The sequence below is a fragment of the Veillonella parvula genome (assembly GCF_032575955.1).
Classification (GTDB): domain Bacteria; phylum Bacillota; class Negativicutes; order Veillonellales; family Veillonellaceae; genus Veillonella; species Veillonella parvula_J.
This window is the reverse complement of record NZ_JAWFXN010000007.1, coordinates 79,525-95,250: the sequence shown is the minus strand read 5'-3', so window position 1 is coordinate 95,250 and position 15,726 is coordinate 79,525. Positions and strand designations below refer to the sequence as shown.

Genomic DNA, 15,726 nt, shown 5'->3' with positions numbered 1-15,726 from the left:
GAACACAGTAGTTAAGCTCATAAACGCCGAAAGTACTTGGCTGGAGACGGCCTGGGAGGATAGGAAGCCGCTGATTGACGTAAAGGCACACCTGAGGGTGTGTCTTTTTTTGTTGTATGGCTTCCTATCCTCCCAGGGTACCTGGTGAGCAGGGCAGTAAAAGCAGGGCAGTAGAAGATGGAGAAGTGAAACGACGACCGATTCACTGCATCGCTTTCTTCCGAACGTAAGATTTACCGAGCTGCAAAGCAGTGAAGGAAAATCCACAGTGAGGAAGCAAGTAGGACAAGGGAAAAGTAATTAGGATTAAACGACGTATGGGGCTCACACATCACCTTTTTCCGAACGTAAGCTGTACAGAACTGCGGAGCAGTGAAGGTAAATCTACAATGAGCATTGATAGGAATTTAAGTTTAGTTGTAGAAAAAATGATCTTTTTTTTATACGTCTATTTTCTTGATACTTTTATTAAAAATATGGTATTCTCATTGTGTATGTAAGTCGATGGGAGTGATTATTTTATATGTATAAATATGGAAAGAGCTGCATTAAAAAGTTGTTATATTGTATTGCAATATGTATTGCAATCTTAGCGGTTTCTATTGGAGTTATGTGGGGTCTGTCTTCAGATTACAAGTTATATGGTGTACCAGTACTTAATTACCATCAAATAAATGATGAGAAACACTCCGCTTTAACATTGCATGTGGATCAGTTTAAGGAGCAGATGGAATACCTCCATAATCATGGGTATAATACGATTACATTGAATCAGTTGTATGATTATTTACAAAATGGTTCGGATTTACCAGAGAAGCCTATAGTAATAACATTTGATGATGGTTATGTGGATAATTATGAACATGCACTGCCTATATTAAAAGAATATAATATGAAAGCTACTTTGTTCATGATTAGTGACGCTGCCAATACGCCTGGTTTTGTAAATACTGCACAAATGCACCAAATGGAGTCTGCTGGTTTTGACATTCAAGGGCATACAAATCATCATAAGATACTAACTCATATGGATCCTACGGAATTGCCTGATGCCATTCTCGGTGGTAAAACATCTATGGAAGGTATCTTAGGAGAACCTATTAGTTACTTGGCCTATCCTGGTGGTTTTAATGATATGCTCGTTCAATATGTTACTAAACAGTCTGGGTATAAAATGGCTTTCACTGTCCAACCAGGGACAGTAAAGCCAGGGGATAATTTATATGCTCTAAATCGACTAGCTGTATTCCAAGGAGATACACCGTATTTATCTTTTTGGTTGCGCCTACATTGTGCACCGCTTATTAAGTATACATGGGCATTGCGTGATACATTACGCGACAATGGATGGCCGATATTAGCGTCTATTATGCCTTTATTTTAGGAGGAATTATGTCTTACGAAGTTGTAGCAAGACCATTACGTGTTGCAGTATTAACTGTATCTGATACTCGTACATTAGAAACTGATAAAGGAGGCAACAAAGTTCAAGAATTTTTGGAAGCAGCAAATCATATTGTAGCAGATCGCAAAATTGTAATTGATGATTGTGAGTCTATAATAAATGCTATGACTCCATGGTGTAATGATGAGTCTATTGATGTCATTATATCTACTGGGGGAACTGGTATTGCTATGAGAGATGTTACCATCGAGGCTGTAAATAGCTTATATGAAAAGCATATTCCAGGTTTTGGTGAAATCTTTAGATATTTATCCTATACGGAGGATATTGGAACAAAAGCAATGGCATCTCGTGCAGAAGCTGGTGTTAAGAATAACACTTTGATGTTTTCTATTCCTGGCTCTGTTGGGGCCGTCACCTTAGCGATGAGCAAACTCATCATTCCTGAAATGGGCCATTTGGTGCGAGAAATTACAAAATAATATATATGGAGACTGTTCTTTTGAGAGCAGTCTTTTTATATATGATGACAATCAATATTTGATGGATATAAAAGTAGGTAATTGATCCAAAGAATATGAGCATGAGAAGTAAGTGAATTAATTTATCTTGTTTAAAACAATACCATTGCAGTATTGTTTTATTTCATTTATACTAGATTTAGTAATACGTTTGTCCGAGTGCACGAGAAAGGAGACTTTATGAAGTTAAATCAGGCCACGGATTATGCATTTCGCATGGTCTTGCATATGGCGCTATTACCTTCGGGATCGAAGATAACTGGTGCTGTATTGGCTGAGCATGAGTTGATTCCAGAACGCTTTTTGCTCAAGATTATGCGTAGTCTCATTGCAGCAGGAATTATGAAATCTTTCAGAGGGGTAGATGGTGGGTTTGCCCTGAATCGAAGCCCTCAAGAGATCTCGTTGCTTGATGTAATTAGAGCCGTAGAAGGGGATGCGTATTTACAACGTTGTTTATATGATGTAGGTTCTTGCTCTAAGTCTTGTAAGGGGCATTGTGCTATAAATGAAGCAATGGGCGTGATTCAGCATCAATTGGTCAATCAGTTGGAAGCGGTTAATTTTAAGAATCTTGCCCAACGAGAACAGTTGATTATCGCTGAGGCTTGAGCTTTTTTTATAGTCGCAATGATGCAAGGTTTTTTGTAAAAGCTCGTCAAGTGATGTTAGTATTTTATTCTAAGGAGGAAAACACATGTTTGAAGCTGTAGATTTAGCCCGATTGCAATTCGCGCTAACATCTATCTATCACTGGTTATTTGTGCCGTTCACACTAGGTATGACAGTGATTGTTGCTGCTTTAGAGTGGACCTACGTGTCGACTGGTAAAGAAGTATACAAAAAAATGGCTAAGTTCTGGGGCAAATTGTTCCTAATTAACTTTGCTATGGGTGTGGTGACTGGTATTGTTCAGGAATTCCATTTCGGTATGAACTGGGCAGAATATTCTCGTTTTATGGGGGACATTTTCGGCGCTCCATTGGCTCTTGAAGCATTAATGGCATTTTTCTTGGAATCTACATTCATGGGCGTTTGGATTTTCGGTTGGAATCGCTTACATAAATGTGTTCACGCCCTTGTAGCTACATTTGTAGCATTAGGTACAAATCTATCTGCGTTCTGGATTCTTGTAGCAAACTCTTTTATGCAACATCCTGTAGGTTTTGTATTACGCAATGGCCGTGCAGAGATGGAAAATTTCCTGATCATCGTTCAAAATGGCTATGTACCTGGACAATTTTTCCATATTGTATTGAATGGTTTATTAACAGCTGGCGTAATTATTATGGCAGTCAGTGCATGGCACTTATTACGCAATAATGCGACAGAGTTCTACCGTCGCTCTGCTAAATGGGGCATGGTTATCGCTCTAGTATTCGGTACTTTAGGCGCATTAGCTGGTCATCACCAAGGTCAGTACATCACAAAAGTACAACCTATGAAAATGGCTGCTATGGAAGCGTTGTGGGAAACACAAGATCCAGCACCATTCTCTTTAGTAGCTAACATTGATACTAAGGCACAAAAGAATACAAATGCTCTTGAAATTCCTGGTGGTTTATCCTTCTTGACTCAAAACTCCTTTACGTCTGGTAAGGTAGAAGGTATCAAAGACCTTCAAGCAAAAGCGGAGGCTCAATATGGCCCTGGCAACTATATTCCAGATGTTCCAGCAATCTTCTGGACATTCCGTGTCATGGTAGCATCCGGTTCTCTTATGTTACTTGTTGCCTTTGTAGGTCTTATCCTAAATGCAAAAGATAAACTTGTTGAAAACCGCACATTCTTAAAAATTATGTTCTGGATGTTGCCATTGCCATTTATCGCTCACTCCACTGGTTGGTTTGTAGCGGAAGCAGGTCGTCAACCATGGCTTGTATATGGTTTGCAATTGACTGCAGATGGTGCGTCTAAATCCGTAACGGCTCCAGAAATTATGACTACAATCATCGGCTTTACACTTGTGTATATCGTGGCTGCTATCGCGGCTATTTATCTTGCTGTAGAACACATTAAAAAAGGTCCGGATGGCAACCCATCTCATGATGTAGTTGAAAAAGAGGAGGCGAGATTATGGAATTAATTTTTAATAACCTTGAAGTGGTATGGTTTATCTTGATTACTGTACTATTCGCTGGCTTCTTCTTATTAGAAGGTTTTGACTATGGTACTGGTATTTTGTTACCATTCATTGGTAAAACTGATGTTGAACGTCGACAAATGATCAATGCCTTAGGTCCTGTGTGGGATGGTAATGAGGTCTGGATGATTACTGCCGGAGGTGCATTATTCGCATCCTTCCCTCATGTGTATGCTACATTATTTAGTGGATTCTACTTAGCTCTATTCTTGATGCTTGCAGCTCTTATTATTCGTGGTGTATCCTTTGAATTCCGTTCTAAAAGCCCTAATTTGTTATGGCGTAAAACATTCGACTACTGCATCTTCTTTGGTTCCTTGATTCCTGCATTATTGTGGGGTGTTACAGTAGGTAACTTGATTCAAGGTACTCCAATTGATGCAAGTATGACATATGTTGGAACATTCTTTGATTTATTAAGCCCTTACACCATACTTTGTGGTATTGCGTTCATTTTAGTATTTACATACCATGGTGGCCTATTTACTTCTATTAAAACCGCTGGTGCTATTTCTGAACGCGCTCGTGCTGCATCCTTGGTAGTAGGTGTTCCTACAGCTATCGGTGCATTAGCATTGGTAGGTGCAACTTACCTATATACAGATTTGTTTAATTCTGTATTAGCTGTAGTTTGCTTTGCATTAACTATCGTGTTCTTCCTCATTTCTTGGGGCGCAGCACGTACTCGTAATACAAAATTGGGCTTCTTATTTAGCTCTTTATCCGTTATTTCTGTAACGGCTGCATACTTTGCAGGTTTGTTCCCTCGCATTATGGTTTCTTCTTTGAATCCTGAGTGGAGCTTGACTATTACTAATGCAGCTAACTCTACTTACACGTTGACTTTGATGACTTGTGTAGCATTCGTATTTGTGCCAATCATATTGGTTTACCAATCTTGGGTATATTGGACATTCCGTCATCGTGTAACAGAAAAAGATTTACACTATTAATAGAATAGCCTTATACCTCTTGTGAGTTATAAAAATTAAATCTTAATGTGAGGCGTGCCGTAGCGGCACGCCTCTTTTTTGTGGTAAGATGATTATAATATTGATAAATTTAGATTCGTTTGGACTTTTTAGGCCTATTTATAGGGATTTAAATTTGTTTGATTTTATATATTTAAGTAGATTTACCATAGAGGATAGTATGATACAGCATACCGCATTTAAAGCGCTGCTAGAACATAAAGGACAGCTTGGATTACTCGGTTTAACCTGTTTAATAGAAAGTCTGTCAATTGTTGGGCAAGCTTGGTTCTTTGGAACCTTAATAAATAACCTTATATTTTTGGAACATACACTAGCTGATGAAATGAACACCATCATTTATTTGTTTGTAGCTATTGTTATGAGATTGGTGGCACATTACGTTCAAGAGGCAGTGGCAAATCACTTGGGGAGTGCTGTAGAAGCATCCTTTAGAGAACGCTCTTTGGCCCATATGTTTAAGCTTGGTGTACAACATAAGGAACGTCATGGCGATGTCATCCATATGCTTACCGATGGTTTAGAGCAAGTTGATGCATATGTGGCTCGTTACATTCCGCAGATTTTATACGCTATTATGATTCCACTTATTATGGGAATCGCCATTGTAGATACTTTACCAATTATCGGTGTTATTTTGATCGTTACAGTGCCTTTAATTCCATTTTTTATGATCTTAATTGGGAAGCAAGCTGATCGATTAAATAAGGAACAATGGGAGCGTATGAGCTTCCTATCAGGGCATTTTTTAGACGTATTGCAAGGGATTACTACACTAAAACTCTTTGGTCGTGCAAAAGATCAAATTAAGGTTATTGGCCGATTATCTCAAGAGTTTAAAGATTCTACTTTACGAGTGTTGCGCGTAGCCTTTTTATCTGCATTAGTACTTGAATTAGTGAGTACTATAAGTACTGCTTTGATTGCGGTATATTTAGGCCTAACCTTATTAGATGGTGAAATTACATTCTTTTCAGCCTTCTTTATTTTGTTGTTAGCGCCGGAGTTCTATACCCCATTTAGACAGTTGGGGGCTGCTTTCCATACGGGGATGGCAGGTAAAACATCTATTCTGAAATACGAAGAATTTATGAATCGTCCGCAGTCCTTACCAGTAGGTGGTGATTCTAAACTTGAGAAATCTATACAAGAGATCGCAATTAAAGATTTAACTTTTACCTATAAAAATAGTAAAAATGGGGTACATCATATCACACTAGAGGCTGAGCGTAATGTACCTATCATGTTAGTTGGTGAAAGTGGAGCTGGTAAATCTACTATTGCCCATATCGTTGGTGGATTTTTGCAGGCTCCGAAAGGAACAGTTACTATTGATGGCATTGATATATGTGATTTAGATATTGACTGGTGGCGTCAGCAAATTACCTACGTGTCTCAGCATCCACATATTATGAAAGGGTCCTTACGAGAGGTTTTATCCTTTGGTATGGATGTAAGTGATGCAGATATTCTCGATGCTTGCAAAGAGGTTCAACTATTAGATGTTATTAATCGACAACAAGATGGGCTTGATGCGGTTATTGGAGAAGGTGGTTTAGGCCTTAGTGGTGGTGAACGACAGCGTATTGCTTTAGCTCGTGCATTCCTCCGAAAGGGTCAGGTGTTGATTCTTGATGAAGTGACAGCACATCTAGATGTAAAAACAGAATCCATTATAAGTGCAGCTATCCAGCGTTTGATGGAAAATAAGATTGTTATCATTATTGGACATCGCTTACAAACTATGCACTGGGCATCTAAACTATATGTCTTGAAAAATGGATTAATTATTCAAGAAGGTTCTTATCATGACCTACTTCAAGAAGATGGGTATTTTAAAGAACTTGTTACATCTGGGTTAGGTCAATTTTCAGCAACTCTTGAAGAACCGTTGTATATTGAAAAACAATTTAATTCAGAGAATACATTGGACATAGATACACCTATCAATAGCACAGAGCATTTTGATAAATCTGTTAAATATACTGAGAACCTTAAAGATAATGCAAAAGGTTTTAATATGGGCTTACAAGGTTGGAAGTTGTTGTTTTCTGTATTGAGTCCCGCTAAGTGGTCATTAGTATTGGCCTTGCTATTTACGTTCTTAACAGTGTTCATGAATGTGGGGCTTTTAACAGTATCCTCTTGGCTATTGGCATCTGCCGCATTGCAACCAGGGCTCACGTATTTGAGCCTTGCAATCGTAGGCGTTCGATTCTTCGGTGTTAGTCGCGCTGTATGTCGTTATTTTGAGCGCTATACATCTCATCGCATGGCCTTTCAAGGCCTTTATGGCCTGCGCTTGTGGTTTTATGCTCATTTGGAACCATTGGCACCTGCTATACTCAAAAGGTTTGGGGCGGGTGATATGTTGGGACGCATCATGGGGGATATAGAGGTATTACAATTCTTCTACTTGCGCATTTTGATTCCACCTGTAGCAGCTGTTGCTTTGACTGTATTGATTGCATATGGAGCCTCTACGATCGACAATAGCTTGATTACGCCAATTCTTTTGTCGGCCTTTATATTAGGTGTAATACTACCTTTGGTCGTTTATGCACATAATAAACAATCTTTACGTGCGATTGGGCCCCAACAAGGTGATTATAAAGCGCTTTTAAGTGATACTATGGATAGCCTGGAAGATGTGATTAGTTATGGCAATGAAGAAATGGTATATAAGCGTATTCAGCATATGATGCGTAATGTAGATGCTCGAAAAGGTACTATTGAGCGTGGCATGAATATGGGTAATACACTATTCATAGGCGGTGTTCAGTTAACTGTAGTTATTGTAGCTATTATGGCCTCTAATGCGTTAACAGGTGCTTGGGCCAGTGTTATGGTAGCGGTGGCTGCCATTGGTACGCAGGCTTGGTTTGAAGCGTTACAACCTATGATCGCGGCAGTTCATCATGGTGCAGAAAGTAAAGTTGCTATAAGTCGTCTCATGGCTCTCAGTAATGAACCTATATCTATTGTAGATCCTATATCACCAAAATCATTTAATCCTAATGATGATATTATTTTTACAGATGTATCCTTTGGTTATGATGAATATCGCCATATTTATGAGAATCTCAGACTACATATTCAACAAGGACAATCTATTGCTATCGTTGGTGCTAGTGGATCTGGCAAGACGACATTGTTTAATATGCTTGAGCGACTATATGATTATGGTGGTTCCATTCGTATAGGTGCAGTGGAGTTGAAAGATATTTCAATTGATACTTGGCGTAATGCATTGGGAACTATAACTCAAGATACGTATATTTTTAATGCATCCTTTAAAGACAATATACGTTTTGCTAGACCTGAGGCGTCTAAAGAAGACTTAGAGCAAGCCATTAATCGCGCATCATTGCGTTCCGTAGTCGAAAAATTACCAGAGGGGATGAATACGATTGTAGGTAGTGGAGGACAAGGTTTGAGTGGTGGCGAGCGTCAAAGAATTGCATTAGCTAGATTGTTCTTACGCAATCCTAAAATTATTTTATTAGATGAACCTTTAGAGGGTTTAGATCAAGTAACACGAAAAGCCTTGCATCGTGATTTGATGCATTATGTAGATGGTAAGACATGTCTATATATTACGCATCAATTGGAAGGTTTAGAACAAATGGATCGAATTATATTTATGGATAGAGGTCAAATTGTTGAAGATGGAACGTATGAAGAATTGATAGTTCTTCGAGGGCGTTTCTATGAATACTGTTATTTATCTATGGCAAGTATTCAATAAAACTAAATATCAATAAAAGTATCTATTATAAATGCTTGATTGTAGATTGGATAATATTTTAATTTCATGTTGCAATTTAAGACCTATATTTAAGACTTATTATGAATATTAAATTATAATAGGAACAATATTAAACTACAGTAATAAAGCCCCTTTTGCTATGTAAAAAGGGGCTTTAGTTATATTTATATTTAATAGTATATGTAGTATACTTTTATCGATAAATCATGCAACATATGGTATAATTTTTATATTAAAACCTATTTTTTCACCCTTGGAGGGGTTATGACTAAAATCTTCACCAAATTACGAGCTTTGGTGGATGAAGCATTATCTGATCGTGATGCGGTGGTGGATAAGGCACCTGTATTAGAGAAAGCGCCTTTAGAACAAGATTTGTTTGACCATCGTTTGCTATATATAGAAGAAGATATGGTTAATCGCATGTTGCGTGCCGCTCTTCGCAATCATTGGTTCTTTTATGCTATAACATTTGAATTTGAACCAAACAATCAAATATTCCTATCCATTATTACAAAATGGGGGAATGTGATTAATGTGGAATTCACCTTAGAGGATTTATGGTTTGATGATTATTCATCATCTTTTGCAATTCGACTTGATACAAATAATATAGATACAGGTGGGTTTATTTTGAACTCCATTTTACACTTGTTGGGGAACTGGTGTCTCAGTCTCTTTGGTATATTCTTTAACCCTATTGCATTGGGAGAAAAAGGATCTACTGTACGCTTTGAGAAGAAAGGGATTATTCAGTTTGACTTATTACCTAATACGCAAGTGAAGAAATTCATACCTATGCCTGAGCGCCATATTGGTAGCAATGGACCTGTTTTGTTGGGAAACCCGCGTACCAGTCAATCTGTGTTGCAGTTAGATTACTATGCGTTCCATGATCCTGTAGATACTTTTACAGTACCGGATGTACCAACTCGCACTAGCTGGCTTCGATCGATTGATATTGCGGCTGTTCTTTTGTTGCCGATTGGTGTATGGATTACATTTGTTATCTTGCATCATTACTTGCCGACGGAAACACTGGAATTCTCATTTTCTACGTACTTTTTGATTTCCTTAGGGATTTTTATCATTTCCTTCTTAGTTATGAATATTCCGCGATATCTGTATATGTATTTTGATTCTCGCAAACAGTGGCAAAGTGCGTTTGTACATAACAATATCAAAATCCAAATGCGTAAACTACATCGTCGTATCTTCATGCAACAAGCTACATTGACATCTGATTGTGATGAGGATACAGCAAATGAAAGCCAGGAGCGAATTAAACACCTCTTGTTGCAAATTCGAGATAAACGATTCCTTGCAAATCGTCTTAAAATTGCAGATGATGATAGAGCGCGTAAACAAAAGGTTAAGTTTATTATTGCCTATATCGGGTGTACATTGATTGAGTTGATGTTACTAATGAATTAATGTTGTAAGAAATATAAAATATAAAAACGTATCTCTATGTGATATGTCCCACCTTTACTGGATATCCAATAAAATGGGTACATATCAATGAGAGATACGTTTTTTTGATTACAAGTTATTAATTTTGGTTATCGTTTTTTACGACGTTTTCGAGCTGGCTTGCGGTTTTCTTGTTTTTTGCTTGATACAGGAGTTTGTACGGATTCATATGTTGGCTGATTTACAGGCATAAATGGAGGATTACCGTATTGGTTAGGCTCAGGTTGTCCTGGTAATACCCAGAATAGGAAGCCGATGAGCCATATAAAAAGCTCTAGCATGTAATTGAATGGAGAGACAGCTGAGTAAGTATTAATGAAGATCATAATTACCGACCAAAGAATTCCTGCCCATGCATTGAAGCCGATGTCGTGAATACGACGGCCAAATAAGACACAAGATAAAGGAAAGAGGGTTGCCAATAAGAGCCAAATAATGACCCTAGTCAACCAATATGCTGGTAGTGATACAACAAAGTCTAAGAATATGTTATCGATGTAGTGGACAATATGAAATAAAATCATTAAAGCGATGAAGCATATGATAAATTGTAGTCGATTTAACCGTCCCGTTAAGTTAAAAATCGATAAACCCATGCGACGTCCTTGGAATGCAATGAGTAAACCGATGGTACATATGAGCAGTGTTCTTAATACAACATAAAGTAAATCCATAAGTTCCCCTTTATTTATAGCTTATAGTTGAGTTAATTCTGGCAAAACTAACTCAAATGCGACTCCATGTTTTAGCGATTGTACTGTATCTAATGTTGCTTGAATCGCGTTGGTAGTAAAATTCATTGCCAGTTCTGCCGCATCATAAGGTGAATATCCTCTCATTACTGCACCTGATAATACAGCAGTAAAAATATCTCCTGTGCCTGTAGCTTTTACAGGTACTAGAGGAATAGAGTATGTTTTTAAAAGGTCTGTAGGACCATTATAGACGGCAATGACCGCATGCGTTTCCGATGGAACACTGGTCATGATAACCATTTCAGGCCCCATGTGATGTAATTGTTTGCACCGTTTGCGCAATTCATCCTCACTAATAGGGTCTGTCGAGAATGGAATATCTAATAAGAAGCAAGCCTCAGTATAGTTTGGCTTTACGATGTGGGCCTTAGATACAAGTTGGCGCATAGCTACAACCATATCAGGAGTATAAATGGAATAGAGGCGACCATCATCGGCCATTGCGGGATCGACGATAACCATCTGACCATTAGAGGCAAATCGATCGATTGCTTCTTCAACGAGGTGAATTTGTTCTGGTGATGCCAAGAATCCACTTACGATAGCGTGAAAGTCAATTTCATTTTTATCCCAGCAGTCCATAAAATCTCTCATATGAGCAGATAAATCAACGAATTCATAGTGTGGATACTCTAAGTGATTGCTTAGTACCGCTGTCGCCAAAGGAACCGCCTGACAGCGCATGGCACTGATGATAGGAATCATAACGGTAAGGGCACAGCGTCCGATAGAGCTCATGTCTTGAATTGTTAAAACTCTAGGTACTGCTATCATAGACACCTCCAAATAATCATATATTTTATTGTACGTTATGTGAGCCTTTCTGTAAATGTAATGATGTTAATCATGAAATTAACTTCATAATGTAGTATAATAAAACGAATAGACTTTTTATGGAGGAAAGTGACAATGACGAGGTATGTATTTCGACGCCTAGGTGGCGCAATCATAATCTTATGGGTCATCATTACCGTAACATTTGCATTAATGCATGCGATACCTGGTGGGCCTTTTACAACAGAAAAGAAATTACCGCCTCAGGTGAAAGCAAGTATCGAGGCTAAATATCATCTCGATGATCCTGTATGGAAACAGTATGGAGATTATTTAGGTGGCGTCATTACAGGTGACTTGGGCCCATCATTTAAATATGAAGGCCGTAGTGTAAACGATATAATTGGTGATGCATTCCCAATTTCCGCACAGCTTGGTTTATTATCTTTAATGGTAGCTATAGTTGGTGGTATTACAGCTGGTGCGATTAGTGCCATGAGACCTAATAGCATTGTAGATTATGCGGTAACTGTATTATCTACAATAGGGATTTCGGTACCAACATTTATTATCGGTGCTGTTCTTGTGTACATAGTAGGCTTTGAATTGGGATGGTTCCCGGTAGCCTTATGGCGTGGCCCCTCTTACATGGTGTTACCTGTGTTGACATTAGCAGCGCAACCGATGGCATTTATTGCTCGCTTAACGCGCAGTGGTTTACTTGACGTGTATCAACAAGAATACATTCGTACAGCTCGCGCAAAAGGTCTAGGTTCTTGGACCATTTTGACACGTCATGCCCTTGGCAATGCAATTTTGCCAGTTATTACGTACTTAGGTCCATTGGCAGCTAGTTTGTTAACAGGCAGCTTTATCGTAGAAACAATTTTTGCGATTCCTGGTCTAGGTCAGTATTTTGTAACATCTATTTATAACCGAGACTATACGGTTATTCTTGGTATTACGATTTTCTATAGTGCGCTTGTAGTATTTCTTAATATTTTGGTGGACATGATTTATCCATTAATCGATCCACGAGTTACAACGGAGGAGGGGACAGATGAATAAGGAAGACTTTTTACCTATTGAACGAGCCCCTCAAGAAGAGATTACTAGCTTTATAAAACGTCCTAGTAAATGGGAACGATTTAAGGTAAATCGTTTAGCTGTAGTTGGTGCAACCATCATTATTGTGATGATGGTGCTTGCTATTCTAGGTCCACTTATTTCACCTTATACCTATGCGGACCAATCCTTAATTGATGCGAACCAAAGTCCAAGCTTTAGCCATTGGTTTGGTACGGATACATTGGGCCGTGATATCTATACACGTGTTATGTACGGCGCTCGTATTTCCTTAACCATTGGTTTTGTAGCAGCTTTTATTAATCTTGTGATTGGCGTTGCCTATGGCGGCATTGCGGGTTATATAGGTGGCAAGGTAGACCGTATCATGATGGGGATCGTAGATGTTTTGTATGGTATTCCACTTTTACTATACGTAATCTTATTGATGGTTGTACTTGGACCTGGGCTAATCTCTATTTTTGTAGCGTTGGGGATTGCGTATTGGCTTAATATGGCCCGTATCGTACGCAGCCAAATTTTGAAAGTTAAAAACGAAGAATACATCATTGCAGCAGAAGCTATGGGTATTCCTAAGCGTCGAATTTTATTACGTCATATTTTACCAAACTGTGTAGGACCGATCATTATTACTTTAACATTGGCCATTCCTGAGGCTATTTTTACAGAAGCATTTCTTAGTTTTATCGGCTTAGGTGTAAATGCACCTATGGCGAGCTGGGGCGTACTAGCTTCTGAAGGTATTAGTAGCATGCGCTCTTATCCGTTCCAATTGATTTTCCCAGCTGTTGCTATTAGTATTACCATGCTTGGTTTCGCATTTTTTGGCGACGGTTTACGTAATGTATTAGACCCTAAGGAAGGAGATAGATAATGAATAATGCTATTGTTGATGTACGTAATGTATCCATTACCATCAATACCTTCCAAGGTCCGTTGCGAGTTATTCGCAATCAAGATATTTCTTTATACCCTGGTGAGATTTTAGGTATAGTTGGGGAATCTGGGTGTGGTAAATCCGTTTTAGTTAACTCTTTAATGGGCTTATTGCCATATGGTAAAACTAAAATTAAAGCGGATACATTCATGATTGATGGTCATGATTGTTTAGGATTTACTGAAGATGATTGGAATGAACTTCGTGGTACGACGGTTGCCATGGTGTTCCAAGATCCTATGACCTCCTTGAATCCTATCATGACCATTGGAGAGCAAATGTATGAGGTTATCCATCGTACAAATGCGTATGGTGAAGATTACGATGAAAGGGCCATTGCCATCGATTTATTGAAGAAGATGGGGCTGTCTACACCGGAACGCCGGTTATCTCAATATCCTCATGAGTTGAGCGGTGGAATGCGTCAACGCGTATGTATTGCTATGGCAGTGGCCGGTCGTCCCAAGATTTTAATTTGTGATGAGCCCACAACAGCTCTTGATATTACTACAGAGGCACAAATTTTGCGCCTTATGCAAACATTAGCCGTAGAGGCTGGCATAGGGATTATCTTTATCTCTCATAACCTACGTGTTATTGCTCAAATTTGTGATCGGGTTATGGTTATGTACGCAGGTAAATGTGTTGAGTCTGCTACAGTAGATGGTATTTTTAGCGAGCCTCGTCATCCATATACTTTGGGGCTGTTGCTTGCATTGCCTCAAGGTAAATGGCACGGCGAATTGAAGGCTGTTGAAGGTCAACCACCTGATCTATTTGATTTACCTCGTGGATGCGCATTTAATCCTCGTTGTAAATGGGCTATGCGAATCTGCGGTAGTCGGGTTCCGATGGTTACAAATGTTGGTGAAAGTCACCAGTTTACATGTTGGTTAGCTAAGTTGGAGGGACTTTAATGAGTTACGTATGGGAGACTGACAATCTCGTTAAAGAGTTCACCCTGTCAGGCGGCTTATTTAAGCCAAAACAAACGGTACACGCCGTACAAGGCGTGAGTCTATATCAATCACCAGGGGAAACCCTAGGTATCGTAGGTGAATCTGGATGTGGTAAATCTACATTTGGTTACACTTTGATGGGTTTATATCAAGCTACATCTGGTTCTATTTATATGAATGGTCGACATATCAACCCTTATGTGGATAGAGAGTCTGTTCACCCGGTGATGCAAATGGTATTTCAAAATCCTTATGCATCCCTTAATCCGCGGCTTACGGTTAATGCGATTTTAGAGGAGCCTTTAGAACTGGATCCAAAGTATACACCTCGAGATCGCGTGATTCGTGTAAAAGAGGTGCTTGACCAAGTTGGCTTAAATATGTCATTTGGTGAGCGTTATGCTCATGAACTATCTGGTGGGCAACGTCAACGTATCGGCATTGCACGGGCTCTTATTATGGAGCCTCAATGTATCATCTGTGATGAGCCGATTTCTGCGTTAGATGTATCTATCCAAGTGCAAATTATGACATTACTAGAACGGTTACAAGAACAACATGGTATTTCGTACCTCTTTATTTCTCATGATTTAAATATGGTGCGCTACATTAGTCATCGTATGGTTGTTATGTATTTAGGTGCCGTCATGGAAGAAGGTCCTGCATTGGACTTATATGAATTCCCTCAGCATCCGTATACCCGTGCATTGACGGCCTTAAATGGTCCAGTTATGCCACATGCACCAATTGGGGCACCGCTTAAAGGGGATCCACCAAATCCATTAGACCCACCAAAAGGGTGTCTGTTTAGTGGTCGATGTCCAGAAGCGGAAGGTCGTTGTTTTACAGAACGTCCGCCACTTCGAGATTGGGCAGATCGCCGCATCGCATGTTGGCACATATAATGGGAGA

The 15,726-nt window shown here is 39.1% G+C and carries 13 protein-coding genes; 11 read left to right on the top strand and 2 right to left on the bottom strand.

Annotation, left to right across the window (positions count from 1 at the left end):
- Window positions 1–523: 523 nt before the first annotated feature.
- From E7L28_RS07310 to E7L28_RS07280, 7 genes are all read left to right on the top strand, one after another.
- Complete coding sequence (locus E7L28_RS07310) at window positions 524–1,384, top strand: polysaccharide deacetylase family protein (protein ID WP_278621906.1); 861 nt, start codon at window positions 524–526, stop codon at window positions 1,382–1,384.
- An 8-nt stretch (window positions 1,385–1,392) separates the two neighbouring features.
- A complete protein-coding gene (locus tag E7L28_RS07305; protein ID WP_004698458.1) occupies window positions 1,393–1,887 on the top strand; it encodes a MogA/MoaB family molybdenum cofactor biosynthesis protein in 495 nt (164 codons plus the stop codon).
- A 219-nt stretch (window positions 1,888–2,106) separates the two neighbouring features.
- Complete coding sequence (locus tag E7L28_RS07300) at window positions 2,107–2,538, top strand: RrF2 family transcriptional regulator (protein WP_215676134.1); 432 nt, start codon at window positions 2,107–2,109, stop codon at window positions 2,536–2,538.
- Window positions 2,539–2,623: 85 nt separating this feature from the next.
- Entirely contained in the window at window positions 2,624–4,012 is a 1,389-nt protein-coding gene (locus E7L28_RS07295; protein ID WP_316691843.1) for a cytochrome ubiquinol oxidase subunit I, read from the top strand.
- Window positions 4,003–5,022 (top strand): cytochrome d ubiquinol oxidase subunit II, encoded by a 1,020-nt coding sequence (gene cydB, locus E7L28_RS07290; RefSeq protein WP_004698498.1) that lies wholly within the window; start codon window positions 4,003–4,005, stop codon window positions 5,020–5,022. Before E7L28_RS07295 ends, cydB begins: the two co-directional genes overlap by 10 nt.
- A 199-nt stretch (window positions 5,023–5,221) precedes the next feature.
- Window positions 5,222–8,809: a thiol reductant ABC exporter subunit CydD gene (gene cydD / locus E7L28_RS07285; protein WP_316711568.1), complete on the top strand. Its 3,588-nt coding sequence runs from the start codon at window positions 5,222–5,224 to the stop codon at window positions 8,807–8,809.
- A gap of 285 nt (window positions 8,810–9,094) precedes the next feature.
- A complete protein-coding gene (locus E7L28_RS07280) occupies window positions 9,095–10,264 on the top strand; it encodes a hypothetical protein (protein WP_004698486.1) in 1,170 nt (389 codons plus the stop codon).
- Window positions 10,265–10,392: 128 nt separating this feature from the next.
- Here E7L28_RS07280 and E7L28_RS07275 read toward each other — a convergent pair whose 3' ends face one another.
- Entirely contained in the window at window positions 10,393–10,977 is a 585-nt protein-coding gene (locus tag E7L28_RS07275; protein WP_156696946.1) for a DUF805 domain-containing protein, read from the bottom strand.
- Between the two features lie 21 nt (window positions 10,978–10,998).
- The gene (locus tag E7L28_RS07270) at window positions 10,999–11,832 is read right to left on the bottom strand and encodes a pyridoxamine kinase (RefSeq protein ID WP_316691848.1); all 834 of its coding nucleotides are present in this window, start codon (window positions 11,830–11,832) and stop codon (window positions 10,999–11,001) included.
- Between the two features lie 135 nt (window positions 11,833–11,967).
- Here E7L28_RS07270 and E7L28_RS07265 point away from each other — a divergent pair, with 135 nt between their 5' ends.
- The 4 genes from E7L28_RS07265 to E7L28_RS07250 are packed head-to-tail and all read left to right on the top strand — an operon-like array spanning window position 11,968 to window position 15,719.
- Window positions 11,968–12,900 (top strand): ABC transporter permease, encoded by a 933-nt coding sequence (locus tag E7L28_RS07265; RefSeq protein WP_004695374.1) that lies wholly within the window; start codon window positions 11,968–11,970, stop codon window positions 12,898–12,900.
- Complete coding sequence (locus E7L28_RS07260) at window positions 12,893–13,792, top strand: ABC transporter permease (protein WP_008603497.1); 900 nt, start codon at window positions 12,893–12,895, stop codon at window positions 13,790–13,792. The genes E7L28_RS07265 and E7L28_RS07260 overlap by 8 nt, the downstream gene beginning before the upstream one ends.
- Window positions 13,792–14,772 (top strand): ABC transporter ATP-binding protein, encoded by a 981-nt coding sequence (locus E7L28_RS07255; RefSeq protein ID WP_058948494.1) that lies wholly within the window; start codon window positions 13,792–13,794, stop codon window positions 14,770–14,772. The genes E7L28_RS07260 and E7L28_RS07255 overlap by 1 nt, the downstream gene beginning before the upstream one ends.
- Entirely contained in the window at window positions 14,772–15,719 is a 948-nt protein-coding gene (locus tag E7L28_RS07250; protein ID WP_004695381.1) for an ABC transporter ATP-binding protein, read from the top strand. The genes E7L28_RS07255 and E7L28_RS07250 overlap by 1 nt, the downstream gene beginning before the upstream one ends.
- The last annotated feature ends 7 nt before the right edge of the window (window positions 15,720–15,726 follow it).